Source organism: Desulfotruncus alcoholivorax DSM 16058 (genome assembly GCF_000430885.1).
In the GTDB taxonomy this organism is placed as follows: Bacteria; Bacillota; Desulfotomaculia; order Desulfotomaculales; family Desulfallaceae; genus Desulfotruncus; species Desulfotruncus alcoholivorax.
On sequence record NZ_AUMW01000023.1, the window covers coordinates 1 to 17645 of the forward strand.

A 17645-nucleotide genomic window follows, 5' to 3' on the forward strand; every position below is an offset into this window, starting at 1 on the left:
CCTATTTGTCCAGTCAGTATCACCGCCTTGCCGCAAGACGTGGAGCGAACCGCGCTGCTGTAGCAGTTGCTCACAGCATTTTAACCATCGTCTACCACATTATTAAACGTAAGCAACCTTATATTGAGCTTGGTCCAACTTTTTATGAAGAACGCAAACGCGAAACTGTTATAAAACAGTCCATTAAGAAACTGGAATCCTTGGGATATAAGGTCACCGTTGAATTAATAGCCTAACGTTTTTAATTGGGCATATAGTCCTTCTGTTGACCGGATTTGCTTTTTGTAGAATTGATCAAGTCTGGTTTAGTATGTTATTGTCTATTTTCATGGTTGTTGTTTGTTAATTTTCAGGACAGTTGATCTCCATCCATTAAATTTTCTTTTTTTTATCTTGGAAAATATGAAGGTAGAATTAAAAATTTAAGAGAAATTTTAAACTTAGTCTCTGATGTGATGGTCAATAGTAACCGTGCAAACTTTTTGATTGACGTAACAGAATAGGTGGCTCTGTTAAGTACTGAAACCAAGGGGTTAATACCAGGTTTCAGCATTTTAAATCAACCGTTTTTATGCTTATAATATCCCATGAAAAATTTTAATCTTCTACTAGAAGGAGGGTAGAGGTTAGCTGCTTTTTGGACTTACTATAATGATAAAAAAAACAAGGAGGTTGTGTTTGTGAAAAAAATTCTGTTGGCTTTAATGGTGCTAATGGCTTTTGTCCTGGCCGGTTGTGGTGGCGACAGGGCCAAAGATACGGCGGATAAATCCAGTACTACCCAGTTAATTCGCTACAACGTTGATGCGGAACCGAAAACTCTGGACCCTGCCAAATCTACCGGATTACCTGACGGGACCATAGAATTGCAAATGTTGGACGGCCTGACCCGTTACGACGCCAACCAGGAAATTAAACCAGCCATAGCTGAAAATTGGGACATTTCAGAAGACGGCCTTACATATACCTTTAAATTGCGGGATGCCAAGTGGAGCAACGGCGATCCCGTCACGGCCCAGGATTTCGTCTACAGTTGGCTTAGGGCCCTGGCCCCGGAAACCGCCTCGGAATACGCCTACCAGTTCTTCTACATTAAAGGCGCCGAGGATTACAACAGCGGCAAGGGCAAGAAAGAAGACGTAGGACTTAAAGCCTTGGATGACAAGACCCTGCAGGTGGTATTGAACGCACCGGCGCCCCAGTTCCTGGGATTAACCGCCTTCCAGACCTATTTCCCGGTCAACCGGAAGGTGGTTGAGGGCAACCCTAACTGGTTCGCCGACCCCAAGACATACGTCTGCGACGGGCCCTTTAAAATGGTGAGCTGGGAACACAACCAGAAAATCGTTATGGAAAAGAACCCGGACTACTGGGATGCCAAGAACGTGAAGCTGCAAAAATTGGAGATATATCTTATTGAAAACCTTGATACTTCCTTCAACATGTACAACAACGGCCAGCTTGATCTGATGAATGAGATCAACGCCCAGGAATTACCCGCTTTACAGGGCAACAAGGAACTGAAAATACTGCCTGACGCTTCGGTGTACTTCTACCGTTTTAACGTTACGCGCAAACCCTTTGACGACGTCAGGGTTAGAAAGGCCCTGGCCCTGGCCATCGACCGCAAAGCCCTGGTGGAAAGCGTGATGAAAGGCGGCCAGAAACCGGCTTACGCCTTCGTACCCTTCGGCTTCAAAGATGCCGGCGGTAAGGATTTCCGGGAAAACGGCGGCGATTATTTCCAAGAAGACCTGACAGAGGCCAAAAAACTGCTGGCCGAGGCCGGCTACCCGGACGGCAAGGGTTTCCCCAAGGCTACCATAATGTTTAACACACAAGAAAACCACCAGAAAGTGGCTGAAGCCATTCAGCAGATGTGGAAGAAAAACCTGGGCATCGATGTGACCATCCAGAATGTTGAATGGCAGGTTTATCTGGACAGGGAAAGCAAGTTGGATTACGACATCGCACGGGCCGGCTGGAGCCCGGACTACCTTGATCCGATGTCCTTTATCGACATGTTTGTCACCGGCGGCGGCAATAACCAGACCGGCTGGAGCAACAAGGAGTACGATAAGCTGGTGAACGAGGCCAAATCCACGGGAGACCAGAAGATAAGGATGACATCAATGCACCAGGCGGAAAAAATACTCATGGACGAAATGCCCGTAACGCCGCTGTTCTTCTATACCCACCCGGTTATGATCAAGGAAAACCTGAAAAACGTGATAATTCCTCCCTTTGCCACCTATGCAGATTTCAAGTGGGCTTACGTGGAGTAAAAATTTCAGGAGGTATATGGGCTAAAAGCCCATATACCTCATTTAATTAGCACATATTTATGGTAAATAATGGGGTGTTGTAGTTGGCGCAGTACCTGTTAAGAAGGGTAACTACCATTATTCTGGCTTTATGGTTGATCATCACCGTTACCTTTCTCATTATGCACTCTATTCCCGGCGGCCCCTTCGCCTCCGAGAAAAAGGTACCGGACGTTATAAAGCACAATTTGGAAGAGCGTTATCATCTCAATGACCCGCTGGGCAAACAATATATTGATTATTTAAATCACCTGGTTCATCTGGACCTGGGTCCCTCCTTCAAATACGAATACAGAACAGTTAACGACATCATCAAAGAAGGCTTTCCCGTTTCCGCCACCCTGGGCTCCCTGGCCATTGCCTTTTCGCTGGTTGTGGGTTTGCTGGCCGGCGTCATCTCCGCACTGCGCCAGAATCACTGGCAGGATTACCTGGCCATGGTGCTGGCCACCTTGAGTTTTTCCGTCCCGAGCTTCATCCTGTCGGGACTGTTGATGTATTTTTTTGCCTATAAACTTCAGCTGTTACCGCCGGCCATGTGGGGAACCTGGCAGCAAGCCATCCTCCCCACCCTTGCCCTGGCCGCCCTGCCCACCGCATTTATAGCAAGGCTGATGCGCTCCAGCATGCTGGAAGTGCTGCAGCAGGATTATATAAAAACCGCCAGGGCCAAGGGATTGTCCGAAAGAGTCATCGTATTGAGGCATGGTGTTCGCAATGCCATACTGCCGGTGGTAACCTATCTCGGGTTCCTGGTGACAGAAGTGCTTTTAGGCAGCTTCGTGGTGGAATCGATTTTTGCCATTCCGGGCCTTGGCAGGTGGTTTGTAATAAGCATATTGAACAGGGATTATACCGTAATACTTGGTGTTACGGTCTTCTATAGCGCATTTTTGATGCTGATGAATTTTTTGGTGGACCTGGCTTACGTGGCCGTCGATCCCCGCATAAAACTAGTTGACCGTAAGGATGTGTGACTGGAAAGATGGAAATTACTCCGCAAATGTTTAAGCCGGTTGAGCGGGACGCTCTGGCTGCAGAGGAAATAGCCTGCCCGTCGGTGGGCTACTGGCAGGATGTCTGGCTGCGATTAAAACAAAATAAATTGGCCATGACCGGCCTGGTCATTATCGCGCTGCTGGCGCTGCTGGCACTGGTGGGCCCGCACCTGTCCGCCCATAGTTATGATGATCAGGATTTGCAGATGGTGAACCAACCGCCCGGCGGCGGCTACTGGTTCGGCACCGATTCCCTGGGCCGGGACCTGTTCACCAGGGTGTGCTATGGCGCCCGCATCTCCTTGGCCATCGGGCTTTTAACCAGCGTCATTTGCATGGTCATTGGCGTGCTGTACGGGGGTATTTCCGGTTACCTGGGCGGCCGGGTGGACGAGATCATGATGCGTTTTGTGGAAGTGATTTACAGTATACCGTTTTTGCTGTACGTCATTTTGCTCATGGTTCTGCTGGAGCCCGGACTCAAGTCCATCTTCATCGCCCTGGGTATAGTTTACTGGCAAAATATGGCCAGGGTGGTCCGGGGCCAAGTGCTGTCCCTGAAGGAACAAGAGTACATTTACGCCGCCCGCCTGCTGGGTGCGGGCACCTGGCGGATTTTATTGCGCCACCTGATTCCCAATACCATGGGCCCCATTATCGTCAGCATGACTCTGTTGGTTCCGGAAGCTATTTTTACCGAAGCATTTTTAAGCTTCCTGGGTCTCGGGGTTTCCGCGCCCATGGCCAGCTGGGGCGTGCTGGCCAGCGACGGCATTCAGGGTTTGCGCAATTATCCCTGGCAGCTGTTCTTCCCGGCCCTTTTTATCAGTATCACCATGCTGGCTTTCAATTTTGTCGGAGACGGCCTGCGCGACGCGCTGGATCCCCGTCTGCGCCGTTAAGGGGGGCCGGTGGTGAAGAAATTATTGTCGGTCAATAATTTGCAAGTTCATTTTACAACCTTTGCCGGCGAAGTTCAGGCGGTCCGGGGCGTCAGTTTTGATCTGGCGGCCGGGGAGGCCATAGCCGTCGTGGGCGAGTCGGGCTGCGGCAAGAGTGTCACCGCCCAGTCCATCATGAAATTGATTCCTTCTCCGCCGGGTCGTTATATGGCGGGGGAAATATTTTTTAACGGCGAAAACCTGCTGCCCAAAACGGAAAAAGAAATGGAAACCATTCGCGGCAAGGACATAGGTATGATCTTCCAGGATCCCATGACCTCGCTAAACCCTACCATGAAGGTTGGTCACCAAATTGTAGAAATGCTGAAAAAACATACTAATCTCACCGGCGAGGCTGTAAAGCGGAGAGCCGTGGAAATGCTGGCGCTGGTCGGCCTGCCCAACCCTGAAAAAAGGTATGACCAGTACCCCCACCAGTTCAGCGGCGGCATGCGCCAGAGGGCGATGATAGCCATGGCCCTGGCCTGTAATCCCCGGCTGCTGATCGCGGACGAGCCCACCACCGCCCTGGACGTTACCATCCAGGCGCAAATATTGGAACTGATGCAGGAGCTGAAAGACAAACTGGGCACGTCCATCATTCTGATTACCCACGACCTGGGCGTGGTGGCCGGATTCGCCTCCAGGGTTATCGTAATGTATGCAGGCAAGGTGGTGGAAAGCGGCACCACCGGGGAGATATTTTATCGACACCGGCACCCGTATACCCGGGGGCTGTTGGCCTCCGTGCCCCGGCCGGGCAAGGAGATAAGAAAAAAATTAAACCCAATCGCCGGGCGGCCGCCCGGCTTGATCAACCCGCCCCGGGGCTGCGCCTTCTGGCCGCGCTGTGACCGGGCCATGCAGGTTTGCCGGGAAGTACAACCGGACATGGTGCAGTTATCCGACACCCATTGGGTGAGTTGCTGGCTCACCCACGAGTTCGCGGCAAAGGGGGCGAATGTTCGATCGTGAAAAAACTGGTCGAAATTGTAAACCTGAAAAAGTATTTCCGGGTGGGCAAAAACCAAATATTAAAAGCGGTCAATGACGTATCTATAGACATTTACCGGGGGGAAACCCTTGGTGTGGTGGGAGAGAGCGGCTGCGGCAAGACAACTCTGGGCAGGACGGTGGTGCGGCTGTACCGGCCTACGGCAGGGAAGGTGCTTTATAACGGACTGGATGTCCATAAAGCCGCCGGGCAGGAGAAAAAAGCCCTCTACAGGCGGATGCAGATGATCTTTCAGGATCCTTACGCTTCGTTGAACCCCCGCATGACTGTGAACGAAATAATCGGTGAGGCGCTGGACATCCATAGAATTGCCGGGGGCTCCCAACGCCGGGAGAGAATTATGGAGCTTTTAAGATTGGTGGGTCTCAATGTAGACCATGCCAACCGTTTTCCCCATGAATTCAGCGGAGGCCAGCGGCAGCGGATCGGCATAGCCCGGGCCCTGGCTGTTGATCCGGAGTTTATCGTCTGCGACGAACCAATTTCCGCGCTGGATGTGTCCATCCAGGCCCAGGTGGTCAATCTGTTGGAGGAACTGCAGGAGAGGCTGGGACTGACCTATATGTTCATTGCCCACGATCTGTCCATGGTCAGGCATATCAGCAGCCGGGTGGCGGTGATGTACCTGGGCAAGGTGGTGGAACTGGCGGGCAGCGACGAGCTTTATGAAAACCCCCTGCACCCGTACACCAGGGCGCTGCTTTCCTCAATACCGGTGGCCGATCCGGATATTGAAGCGGAGCGGCGGCGCATTATCCTGGCAGGTGACGTGCCAAGCCCGGTCAACCCCCCGCCCGGCTGCGCCTTCGTTTCCCGCTGCCCGCAAGCAATGAAGGAATGCAATCAAGAGATTCCGGTATTTAAGGAAATTGGTGACCATCATTTTGCAGCCTGCCACAGGTTGGGTTGAATCAGGCAGCCAAAAAGCACAGGGCGGGAAAATTGAAATTTCCTGCCCTGCGACTCTTATATTCACATTAAAGTTAAATTACCATACAACTATTCCAAACCTGTTTTTCTCTTCATCAGCGCCCGGACTTTCAGGGGCAGGCCGAACAGGTTGATGAAACCCTTTGCGTCCGCCTGGGAGTATACTTCGTCGCGGCCGAAGGTGGCCAGTTCCTCGTTGTAAAGCGAGTATGGCGAAGTTGTTCCGGCCGGTGTGCAGTTGCCTTTATACAGTTTCATGCGCACAGTGCCGGTGACGGTACGCTGGGTGGAATCCACAAAGGCGTCCAGGGCTTCCCGCAGCGGGGAGAACCAAACACCGTCATACACCAGCTCGGCGTAGCGGGCCGCCACCAGTTCCTTGAAGTGCAGGGTAACCCTGTCCAGGGTCAGCAGCTCCAGCTCGCGGTGGGCCAGGTACAAAATGGTCCCTCCCGGGGTTTCGTAAATACCCCTGGATTTCATACCCACCAGGCGGTTCTCCACCATGTCCACGATACCGATGCCGTTGGCGCCGCCAATTTTGTTCAATACCTCCACCAGTTCCTCGGGCGCCAGTTCTTTTCCGTCAACCTTTTTAGGCACACCCTGTTCAAAATATATTTCAACATAGGTGGGCGCATCCGGCGCCTTTTCCGGCGGGACAGTCAACAGCAGCACATCATCCGGAGGTTCCTGGCCCGGGTCTTCCAAAGCCCCGCCCTCGTGGCTGAGGTGCCAGATATTGCGGTCCATGCTGTACGGCCTCGACTTGGTGACAGGCACGGGGATACCCCTGGCCTCGGCATAGTCAATGGCGTCGTCCCTGGAGCGGATATCCCATTCCCGCCAGGGCGCAATTATTTTTAAACCGGGATTCAGCGCCTTGATGGCCAGCTCAAAGCGAACCTGATCGTTCCCTTTGCCGGTGGCCCCGTGCGCTATGGCACCGGCACCCTCTTTCTCGGCAATTTCCACCAGTTTTTTGCCGATCAGCGGGCGGGCCATGGAAGTACCCAGCAGGTACTTGCCCTCGTAAACAGCCCCCGCCTTTAACGTGGGAAAAATGTAGTCCGTCACAAATTCCCGTTTTACATCTTCAATGTATAATTTGCTGGCCCCGCTCTTTAACGCTTTCTCATGCAGCGGCTCCAGTTCCTCTCCCTGGCCCAGATCCGCCACCATGGCAATTACCTCGTAGCCGTAGTTTTCCTTCAACCAGGGTATGATAATCGAGGTGTCAAGGCCCCCCGAATACGCCAGCACCACTTTTTTCACATCTATCTCCTCCTTTTCCGGGGTCGGGCTTAAACTAACTATAATAGCTCGACAAAAAACAACAAATAACTGCTCTTATTATAATTAAATTGCTATAAAAATCCAAACTAATATTAACCTCTAATCTGCCATCAGCAGAGCCATAACGGCCTTTTGAGCGTGCAGCCGGTTTTCCGCCTCGTCAAAAACCACCGAATGAGGACCGTCAATAATTTCCCCGGTTACTTCCTCACCGCGGTGGGCCGGCAGGCAGTGTAAAAAGATGAAGTCTTTCGCCGCCCCGGCTGTTATTGGAGCGTTAACCTGGTATGGGGCAAAAATTTTGGCCCGGGCCTGCTGCTCGCTTTCCTGCCCCATGCTGGCCCAAACGTCTGTCACCACCACGTCCGCCCCGCAAACGGCCTCTTTAGGGTCAGTGGTTATAATAATCTCCGATTTTGTTTCCACGGCGTCTGCACGGGCGGCCGAGACAATTTGCTCATCCGGCAGGTAGCCTTCAGGGGCGGCAATGCTGATGTTCATGCCTGTCTTAGCGCAGCCGAACAGCAGGGAATGGCATACGTTATTGCCATCGCCCAGGTAAGCCAGCTTCAGCCCGGCCAGCTTCCCCTTATGTTCACGAATCGTCAATAGATCGGCCAGTATCTGGCAGGGATGCAGTAAGTCCGTCAGGCCGTTGATCACCGGCACACTGGCGTGCTCAGCCAGTTCCTCCACATCGCTTTGGGCATAGGTCCTGATCATAATGCCATCGACGTATCTGCTCAGAACCCGCCCGGTGTCGGCAATGCTTTCGCCCCGGCCCAATTGCAGGTCGCCGGCGTTTAAATAAAGGGCGTGCCCCCCCAATTGGAACATGCCAACCTCGAAACTGACCCGGGTGCGGGTTGATGACTTTTGGAAGATCATGGCTAAAGTTTTACCTTTTAAAAGATGATGGTTCACTTTCTCCTTTTGTTTTTGTTTTAATTCCGCTGCATAATCCAATATATATTCAATTTCACCGGGAGTGAAATCATGCAGCGATAACAAATCCCTGCCCTTTAACGCATCCTTGATTTGATCCATTAACAAATTCACCATCCGAAAACTAATTTTGTTACTATTCAGGTATTCAGAATTACTAATTAGAATTCAGTAGTCAGGAGTCAGAATTCAGAATGCTTGTAAAAGAAATTTTGACTCCTGACTCCTGAGTAGTTACCTAATTTGTATCTTTCCAATTCCACCACTATCAATTTTTTTCTTGCAAAACTGTTTCCAAAATATCCAGGGCCCGGTCGACATCACTCGTATCGATGATCAAAGGTGGGATAAACCGCAAAACATTATTATTAACGCAGTTAATTAAAAGGCCCCGCTCCCTGCAGCTGTTGACGATGCTTCCGCCTTCGATGGTCATTTCCATCCCCAGCAGCAGGCCGAGACCCCGCACCTCTTTGATAAAGTCGTATTTACCGGCTAAATCGTTCAGTTTTCCTTTAAAGTATGCCCCTACCCGGGCGCAATTCTCCACTACGCCTTCTTCAAGCATGGCTTGCATGGCAGCCAATCCCGCCGCGCAGGCCAGCGGATTGCCACCGAAGGTGCTGGCGTGATCTCCCGGGGCGAATCCGTTAGCCGCTTCGGCTTTAGCCAGCATCGCGCCGATGGGGAACCCGCCTCCCAGCGCTTTGGCCAGGGTAACAATGTCCGGTTCAACTCCGAAATTCTCGTAGGCAAAAAATTCGCCGGTGCGGCCTAAGCCGCACTGCACCTCATCAAAAATAAGCAGCGCGCCGTTACGATCACAGAGCTCCCGCACTGCGGTTAGGTATTCCGCTGCAGCAACGTTGACGCCTCCCTCACCCTGCACCGGCTCCAGCAGCACAGCGCAAGTTTGGGGGCCGATGCTCTCTGCCAAGGCAGCCTGGTCGTTAAATGGGACATACTTAAACCCGGGCACCAGCGGCTCAAACCCCTGCTGGTACTTGGCCTGCCCCGTAGCCGTGACGGTGGCGAGAGTTCGCCCGTGGAAGGACTGTATAGCAGTTATAATCTCGGATTTCCCCGGCCCATGCTTTTTCCAGGCATATTTGCGGGCCAGCTTGATCGCGCCTTCGTTGGCCTCAGCTCCGCTGTTGCAAAAGAAAGCCCGGTCAAAACAGGAATTCTGCACCAAAAGCTCCGCCAGCTTCGCCTGGGGTTCGATATAAAATAAATTACTTACATGCATCAGCTGCCCGGCCTGTTCCCGAATCGCATTCACCACGGCAGGGTGACAGTGACCCAGGGAGTCAACGGCCAACCCGCCGACAAAATCCAGATACTCCTTGCCGTCGGCATCCCAGAGGCGGGCGCCCTGACCACGCACCGGGGCCATGCCGATGCGCCCGTATGTATGCATAACATATTTATCGCTTAATTGAATAATATCCTTGGTATTCATTTTACCTTCCGCCCCCCTATTTAATGACCATTGTCCCCACGCCACGGTCAGTAAACACTTCCAGCAAGACAGAATGGGGCACCCGGCCGTCCAGGATGTGAGTGGTGCTTACCCCGCCCCGCAGGGCAGAGACGCAGCATTCCACCTTGGGAATCATGCCGCCTTCCAGGATCCCCCGTTCAACCAGGTTCGGAACCTCATCCATCTTAACGGTGGAAATCAATGAATCCTTATCGTTCCTGTCTGCCAGAATACCCTCCACATCGGTCAAGATGATCAACTTATCGGCCTTCAGCGCCACTGCCAGGGCGCCGGCAGCGCTGTCCGCATTGACGTTATAGCTTGCGCCCCCTTCTCCCACGGCCACAGGCGCCACCACCGGGATGTAGCCCTCCCGGATGACGGTTGTTAAAATACCGGGGTTAACCAACCGCACTTCACCGACATGACCAATATCAACAAGCTCATCTTTGCCTTCCGGAGACCGCACCCGGCCCAGTTTTTTATCAGCAACCAGAAGGTTGCCGTCCTTGCCGGACAAGCCCACGGCGCTGCCGCCTATGTCATTGATCATGCTGACTATGTCTTTATTAATTTTACCCACCAGGACCATTTGGGCAATTTCCATGGTTTCATCGTCAGTTACCCTGAGACCGCCCACGAAATGGCTTTCCTTGCCCACTTTTTTCAACATATTGGTAATATCGGGACCGCCTCCGTGGACAATAACAGGGTGCATACCAACATATTTCATTAATACGGCATCGGTAAGCACGGCTTTTTTCAGGTCGCAATTCAGCATGGCATGGCCGCCGTATTTAATCACAACCGTTTTGCCGTAAAATTTTTTGATGTATGGCAGGGCCTCAACTAAAATGCCCGCCTTCTCCATAGGACTTAACAACAAAACTTCCCTCCTGCCGGCCCGAAATCAAGTGATGCAATTAATCACTATAATAAATATTAAATTTTTGCAGTTATTATAGTTAGTTTACGCCTGACCCCCTAAGTGCGGTAGCTGCCGTTGATGCGGACGTAATCGTAGGTAAGGTCGCAGCCCCAGGCTGTGGCGGAGTAGTTTCCGCTTTTGAGGTCGATATCGAACAGCACATGCTTTTCAGCCAGCACTACAGCGGCCTGCTCTTCATCAAAGGGCAGGGCGGCGCCATTTTCGGCAACTTTAACCGAACCGATGAAGATATCTACTTGATCCGGGTCGAAATCAGCTCCGGAGTAACCGGCAGCACAGATTACCCGGCCCCAGTTGGCGTCCTGGCCAAAAACGGCGGATTTTACCAGGTTTGAAGCAGCCACAGCCCTGGCTACTTTTTTTGCATCTTCGGCGCTATTTGCGCCCCGCACCCGGACTTCCAGCAGCTTGGTGGCTCCCTCACCGTCCCTGGCGATGGCTATGGCCAATTTGCGGCACACCTCCTCCAGGGCTGTGCAAAACGCGGCAAACACGGGACCTTCACCGCCTATGGCAGGGTTGCCCGCCGCCCCGTTAGCCATAGCCAGCACCATATCATTGGTGCTGGTATCGCCATCCACGGTAATCATGTTAAAGGTGCGGTCGACAACTTCGGCCAGCGCTTTTTTCAGCCAGTGGGCATCAATGGCGGCGTCAGTGGTGATAAAGCCCAGCATGGTGGCCATATTGGGGTGGATCATGCCGGAACCCTTGGCCATGCCGCCGATGGTTACATCATCATCGCCAAGTTTAACCGTTACGGCAATTTCTTTGGCAAAGGTATCGGTGGTCATAATAGCCTCGGCTGCTGCCGGGCCGCCATCTCGGCTTAACGCCGAAGCCGCCGCCTCGATGCCGGCCAAAACCTTATCCATCGGCAGCGGCTGGCCAATTACACCGGTTGAGCCCACCAGCACTTGTTCGACAGGAATTTGCAGCAATTCACCAACCTTACCCGCCATGGCCCGGGCATCAAGCAAGCCCTGCGGACCGTTGCAGGCATTGGCGTTGCCGCTGTTGACCACAATGGCCCTGCCCTTGCCGGCGCTGATATTTTCCATGGTCAAGCGAACCGGGGCCGCTTTGACCTTATTAGTGGTGAAAACCCCGGCCGCCGCAGCTTCCCGGTCGGAAAAGATTAACGCCACATCTTTAGTGTCATTTTTTATCTTCGCCGACACCCCGGCAGCGGTAAAACCCTGTGGCGCAGTAACCCCGCCTGTAATTTCTTTTATCTTTATCTCCGGCATTGTGCGATCCCCTCCAGAGTTCTAAGTTACTATTTAGGTATTTAAGGGTATAGCCCCGGCTTATCCAAGCCTGTTGTTTCGTGCAGTCCAAACATAAGGTTCATGTTTTGCACCGCCTGGCCCGCTGCCCCCTTGATCAGATTATCTATGGCTGAAATAATCACCACTCTGCCGGTGCGCCGGTCTACAACCGGTACAACATCACAGTGGTTTGAGCCTGCCACGGCCTTGGTCTGTGGCAGCATGCCCGGGGGCAGTAAGCGAACAAAAAACTCTCCCCTGTAAAATTCTTCATAAATCGACCGGACTTGTTCCAGGTTCATTTCCTGCTTTAACCCGGCGTAAACAGTGCTAAGTATCCCCCTGTTAATGGGTAAAAGGTGCGTGGTAAACGATATGACTATATCTTCACCGGCCAGTTTACTCAATTCCTGCTCAATCTCTGGTGTATGGCGGTGAGCGGCTACGTTATATGCCCGGAAGTTTTCATTGACCTCGCAAAAATGGCTGCCCGGGGACAATCCCCTGCCGGCCCCGGAAACACCGGACTTACTGTCTGCAATAATACTTTTCGGATCAATTACACCATGGACAAGCAGAGGCGCCAGCCCCAAAATTATACTGGTTGGATAGCAGCCCGGATTACCCACCAGCTGTGAATGTTTTATTTTTTCCCTGTTCAACTCAGGTAAACCATATACCGACTGCGCCAAAAGTTCCGGGTCAGTATGTTCAACCTTGTACCATTGCTCATAGGTTTCCTTACTGTTAAAACGGAAATCAGCTCCAAGGTCAATAAATTTTTTCCCGCACTTCTTTAGTTCTTGGGCCACGGGAACGGCATGCCCGTGTGGCAGAGCTGCAAAAACAACATCAACTTCTCTAACCAGCGCCGGGAGATCCAGTTCCCGGCAATCCATCAGCACATGTTTGTACAGGTGGGGATATACCTCACAGAAAGCTTTGCCTCCGTAGCTTTGCGTAACCAGCGCAGCAAGTTCAGCGTTGGGGTGTGCTGAAAGAATACGAACCAGTTCGGCTCCAGCATACCCCGTAGCACCAATAATCCCTATTTTAATCTTCATCTGAACCCCTCCCCGGCAACAATAAAATAATTATACATTTAGGTGAATAAAAATACAACTGTTTTTCACGCACAATTCCCAATCCATTTTCATAAATTACCTGTAAAAAGAAATTATTTACAAGGAGGTTAACGGCTACTATGCCAAACGATAATAACCAATTTATGTTTAACCATCCCTTGGTAAGCATGCTGTTAATGCTGGCAGCCAGCGTTCCCGACCCGCAGGGAAAACTTAATAGCCTGGGTCAGGCAATCAATTCAATGCGTGACGCGGTAAACAGTATTAATGCAGGTCTCGAGACATTTCATACTCAAGTTGTGCCCATGTTTATGCGCCAGCCTGAGAAAAAATAATTAACCGGCCCATCCAGCCGGTTTAATGTGGCTCCGCGCCAGCCCGGTGACTTATGGTATAAAAGTAATAATCACCGGGCTGCCGCGTTTGTGGTTTATATTAAATTAATACGGCCATTTCGTCCCGGTCCAGCACGTTCCTGATGTCATTCATCGCCATCTTTAATGAAGCGTCTTCCCCGGCCGCCCTTTCAATTTGACGGAGAATGTCAATTTCCCGCCGGATAATGGAAAATATGTCTCCCTCGTGTAAATTGCACATTTTTTGCAGTTCTTCGAAAGTTGCGCCTTTGTACCAGGCCTCAGCCAGCGGGCCGGGCAGCGGTGACCAGACGCACAGGTTTTCCGGCACTCCGGCATTTAGCAGTTCAGTGCGCAGCATCGCCACGTCATCCATGGGGAATTCCCCCGGCAGAACCACTTCGTCCCGTCCCGGCATATAATCGATTCCAGCTAGAATACAAGCTGCTTCAGCCGGGGACGCCTCGCGAATGATCCCGGAAAAAACAAGTTCGGTAACCAAAATCTCCTGAACATGCAGGTGCAGGGCAAATAACCCCCTGGGCAGCAGCTTTTTTCCCTCAATATAGCCCAGCTGCTCCAGTAAACCGCACATGCGCTGAAAATCCTGGTGGTAATCAGAAGCATGTTTCTTCAGATACCGGTTACGGCGGACCAACTCTTTTTTTCGCTCCACCAGAGCTGCAATTTCATCATGGGCATCACGACAGTCGTAATGCAGGCATCCTTTGGCCGGCTGGGCCAGGATGGATTTGATTTCCGCTATTCTCCCGGGAATTTCGGGTTTTTTCCTTCTCCTGCGATTACGCAGCCGGTTCAGTTCCTTTTTCAGCTTATTCCTCAACAGCGGGCAGGACGGCCCGTCTTTTTCTTCACAAAAAGAACTGCGCAGAGAAAACATCTTTTGCTCCAGGGTTTCCAGTTCGTCCGCAAGATCCCTGGTTTCCCTGGTGTTTTGATAAACAGCCAGATTTTGAGAAAGATAGCGCTCTATTTCTTCGTCAGTCTTCCAGTGCAAAAGGCTTAATACTGTATTGGGTGAAATAATCAGCCGGCCGCGCACGGGCTCAACTTCTTCTTCATTAAAGAAGCCTGTTTGCTCAGGATATTTTTCATCGATATTGATGTATACATGGCCGGTCTTATCAAAACCCCGCCTGCCGGCCCGCCCGGCCATTTGAAAAAATTCGCGGTTATACAGGCTTCTGTGATTGCGTCCATCCCATTTGCGGGTGGCATCAAAAACGGTACTGGCAGCCGGGAAATTTATACCCACGGCGAAAGTCTCCGTGCAAAACAATACAAAGATTAGCCTGGCCTCGTAAAGGTTTTCCACCAGTTCCTTTAAGGCCGGTGAAAGACCGGCATGGTGGTAACCGATGCCCTGCTGCAGCAGGCGCTGCAGGTGCTTGCGCCGGCCGGCAAACAAACCGGGGCTCCCCTTTTCCGCCCTGGTTATATATTCATCTACCCGCTCTTTTTCTTCCGGCAGCAAAAAATCCCATTCCCGGCCCAGTTCCTCGGCCAGCTGTTCGGTCCGCCCCCTGCTGAAAACAAAGTACAGTGCGGGCAGGTTGTCCTGTATGGCTTCTATTACTCCCACACATGATGTTGAATTTCTCAAAGCCAAATTTTTATTCCTCCCGGTTTGACCGTAGCTATTCATTATTAAGTTCCGGATCATCTATAACCTGGCCCATTACGGGCAATTGTTTATACGTACTGGCTCCTGCTGCCGGCCTGGCGCAGCGCCTCTATTTCATCTGTGGCTTCATCCTGGTCCAGCACCTCGTTATCAGGCGAAATCCACCTGATTTCCAGTGGCACCGCCCTGCGGTATTCCTCAACCACTACCACCTTGCCGGAGCGCACATCTTCCATCCAGCTTGCCAGCTCCATAATATTGGGGACTGTGGCTGAAAGGCCGAGAATATTGATATGGGGCGGAGCGAAAATAATGCTTTCCTCCCAGGCCGTGCCCCGCTCAACATCGTCCAGGTAGTGAATTTCATCAAAAATGACGTGGGAAATACCGTTCATCCACTCCGGGTTGGCAAAACACCAGTTGCGGAAAATTTCCGTAGTCATTACCAACAGGGATGCCCGCTCGTTTATGGAAACGTCTCCGGTGATCAGACCAACCCTGTCGTACCCGTAAATCCTGGCAAAATCCCGGTATTTCTGGTTGGATAGCGCTTTTATAGGCGAGGTGTAGATAACCTCTTTACCCTGGGCCAGAATATGTTCCACAAGTCTTTCTGCAATCAGTGTTTTGCCCGTGCCGGTAGGTGCGGCAACCAGCACGGAATGTCCCTCTTTTAATGCAGCTATGGATTTTTCCTGGTACTCATCAAGTTTTAGTGGCCCGGAGACCGGAGCCGGCGCCGGCCTCCTGTTCCTGGGACGCCTTTTTTTGCGCCTTACTGCCCGCTCCTGACCTTGCCCGGAAGGTTCACCCCATCTTTCCTTAATCTCGGGCAGCCTGGCCAGCAGGTCTTCAACATCGCCGCGTCGCAGTTGGTGAACTCCCTGGACGGTACGGCCGGCGCTGCGCAGGTATCCCTCACGAATGATGCTTTTAATTTGGTCCGAACTGAGGCCCAAAATACGCGCAGCGTCAGTCAATTTAATTTTTTCCGAGCGCCTGATTAAACGTTCAATATTGGGGGAATTGCGCAGCCGGTCCACTGAAGGGCGCCAGAAGCGCATATTTCCTTCAAGCGCAAAGCCCTGAACATAGCCCTGTTCTTTCAGTTCGGCAACGTCACCGGGACGCACGCCCAGCGCACGCCCGGTTTCGCGAGTATTCAGCGAATTATCAATAATGTAGGCAACCGGTACAGTTGTACCTTTGCCGGCCGGGAAATCGAAACCGGTTATTTCCTTCAACTCAGCTGCTATCCTGCCCTGGTCCGCCTGGATAGGAGCACAAAACATCTCTTTTTTATTTATTTTAAGTTCAACACACCCGGCGTGTATAGCCTCCTGCCTGGCCAGGGCCCTCTCCCGGGGAGCAAAATCCTCCAGGGTGAAAAAAGAACGGCCGCCCATTTTTTCTTTAAGGGTGTAGTGCACATAAGCCAGTATTTCCCTGCGACGAAGTTCTTCCCGGCCTTCCGGGCGGGTTTCCACAGTGATGCGGCCGTCAGGCAAAATTACAAAGGGTGGCTCTTCGCGCCCCTTCTTGATACGTGCAACCAGTTTTTTGTGCCGTTTAAACATGCGCATAAATTCCTGGCGGCTTACCGGTTCACTTCGGGACAAATACCTGCCTACCTCATCCCAGGCGGCATCACTGTCCGGATGGGCATAGCTGCCGTCGGGAAGCCGCATTAAATGCGCAATTGCCTCGGGAAGCAGTTTTTCCCCAAGGAGAGTTTCCAGCTCAGTTTTACTGAGCGGCGTTTCGTTCTCTTCCAGCAGTTCATCTATCTGCTGTCGCTGCCGCTGCGCTGCTTCCCTGCGCTCCCTGGATTCGGCGGTGCGCCTGGATAGCTCCGCCTCCCCGGCTGGTGTTCCTTTCAGGGTGTAAGAGCCGTCGGGCATCACGATTGCGTCAGGCATAGACTCAGGCAACCGGGGCGGCAGGTGCATCATTGCGGCAAGCTCTTCCCTGGTGCGGGGCGTGCCGTCCTTAAGTATCTCCCGTATGCGATTCGCAGCCTGCTCCCTAAGCAGCACCCTGATCCTGGGCATACAGATCGCTATGAGCCTGGCTGCCCGGGTCATGTCCTTGGCGCCGGTTTTAGCCAACGCTTCCCCGCTAATATCCGGTTTTGTAAGTAATATTTGTTCCGGGTCCCCTTCCGGTGTTCCAGACACCTCAACATCTCCCCTGGAGGCAAGAGACTGAAGAGCGCTGGAAAATAGACCTATTTCTCCACCCACCCGTTCCAACAACTCAAACAAACTAATTGTGCCGTCAACTGGAACTTGTTCAAGTAAAATCTTTTTAAATTCCTCGGTTCTTGTATTTGCCAACTTACAACTCTCCTGACAACTCTTATAACCTTATTTTATCCCGGTTAACGCCAGCCAAACAAAAAAAATAT

14 protein-coding genes and 1 pseudogene are annotated in these 17645 nt (G+C 51.9%); 7 read left to right on the top strand and 8 right to left on the bottom strand.

Annotated features, from left to right (window positions below):
- The 6 genes and pseudogenes from H569_RS20250 to H569_RS0111910 all read left to right on the top strand — a co-directional run.
- Positions 1–236, top strand: a pseudogene (locus H569_RS20250) (IS110 family transposase); the annotation flags it as partial.
- A 444-nt stretch (positions 237–680) separates the two neighbouring features.
- A complete protein-coding gene (locus H569_RS0111890) occupies positions 681–2285 on the top strand; it encodes a peptide ABC transporter substrate-binding protein (protein ID WP_027365165.1) in 1605 nt (534 codons plus the stop codon).
- An 83-nt stretch (positions 2286–2368) separates the two neighbouring features.
- The gene (locus H569_RS0111895; protein ID WP_027365166.1) at positions 2369–3301 is read left to right on the top strand and encodes an ABC transporter permease; all 933 of its coding nucleotides are present in this window, start codon (positions 2369–2371) and stop codon (positions 3299–3301) included.
- Positions 3302–3309: 8 nt separating this feature from the next.
- On the top strand, positions 3310–4224 hold the full coding sequence (locus tag H569_RS0111900; protein ID WP_027365167.1) for an ABC transporter permease: 915 nt from the start codon (positions 3310–3312) through the stop codon (positions 4222–4224).
- Positions 4225–4236: 12 nt separating this feature from the next.
- Positions 4237–5238, top strand: coding sequence for an ABC transporter ATP-binding protein (locus H569_RS0111905; protein WP_051273623.1), 1002 nt, complete (start codon positions 4237–4239; stop codon positions 5236–5238).
- Positions 5232–6188, top strand: coding sequence for an ABC transporter ATP-binding protein (locus H569_RS0111910; protein WP_027365169.1), 957 nt, complete (start codon positions 5232–5234; stop codon positions 6186–6188). Before H569_RS0111905 ends, H569_RS0111910 begins: the two co-directional genes overlap by 7 nt.
- An 89-nt stretch (positions 6189–6277) precedes the next feature.
- Here H569_RS0111910 and H569_RS0111915 read toward each other — a convergent pair whose 3' ends face one another.
- From H569_RS0111915 to argC, 6 genes are all read right to left on the bottom strand, one after another.
- On the bottom strand, positions 6278–7483 hold the full coding sequence (locus H569_RS0111915; protein ID WP_027365170.1) for an argininosuccinate synthase: 1206 nt from the start codon (positions 7481–7483) through the stop codon (positions 6278–6280).
- Between the two features lie 120 nt (positions 7484–7603).
- Positions 7604–8551 (bottom strand): ornithine carbamoyltransferase, encoded by a 948-nt coding sequence (argF, locus tag H569_RS0111920; protein WP_027365171.1) that lies wholly within the window; start codon positions 8549–8551, stop codon positions 7604–7606.
- A 166-nt stretch (positions 8552–8717) separates the two neighbouring features.
- Positions 8718–9911: an acetylornithine transaminase gene (locus H569_RS0111925; RefSeq protein ID WP_027365172.1), complete on the bottom strand. Its 1194-nt coding sequence runs from the start codon at positions 9909–9911 to the stop codon at positions 8718–8720.
- A 16-nt stretch (positions 9912–9927) separates the two neighbouring features.
- The gene (argB, locus tag H569_RS0111930; RefSeq protein ID WP_027365173.1) at positions 9928–10815 is read right to left on the bottom strand and encodes an acetylglutamate kinase; all 888 of its coding nucleotides are present in this window, start codon (positions 10813–10815) and stop codon (positions 9928–9930) included.
- Between the two features lie 101 nt (positions 10816–10916).
- Entirely contained in the window at positions 10917–12131 is a 1215-nt protein-coding gene (gene argJ / locus H569_RS0111935; RefSeq protein ID WP_027365174.1) for a bifunctional glutamate N-acetyltransferase/amino-acid acetyltransferase ArgJ, read from the bottom strand.
- Positions 12132–12172: 41 nt separating this feature from the next.
- On the bottom strand, positions 12173–13216 hold the full coding sequence (gene argC, locus H569_RS0111940) for an N-acetyl-gamma-glutamyl-phosphate reductase (RefSeq protein ID WP_027365175.1): 1044 nt from the start codon (positions 13214–13216) through the stop codon (positions 12173–12175).
- A 140-nt stretch (positions 13217–13356) separates the two neighbouring features.
- On the opposite strand from argC, the gene H569_RS0111945 reads away from it, so the two are divergent.
- Positions 13357–13572, top strand: coding sequence for a hypothetical protein (locus tag H569_RS0111945; RefSeq protein WP_027365176.1), 216 nt, complete (start codon positions 13357–13359; stop codon positions 13570–13572).
- A gap of 100 nt (positions 13573–13672) precedes the next feature.
- Here the strand turns inward: H569_RS0111945 and H569_RS0111950 are convergent, their stop codons facing one another.
- Positions 13673–15223, bottom strand: a complete 1551-nt coding sequence (locus tag H569_RS0111950; protein ID WP_051273624.1) for a helicase-related protein — start codon at positions 15221–15223, stop codon at positions 13673–13675.
- 83 nt (positions 15224–15306) lie between these two features.
- Positions 15307–17574, bottom strand: coding sequence for a DEAD/DEAH box helicase (locus H569_RS23160; RefSeq protein WP_238492543.1), 2268 nt, complete (start codon positions 17572–17574; stop codon positions 15307–15309).
- Positions 17575–17645: the final 71 nt, after the last annotated feature.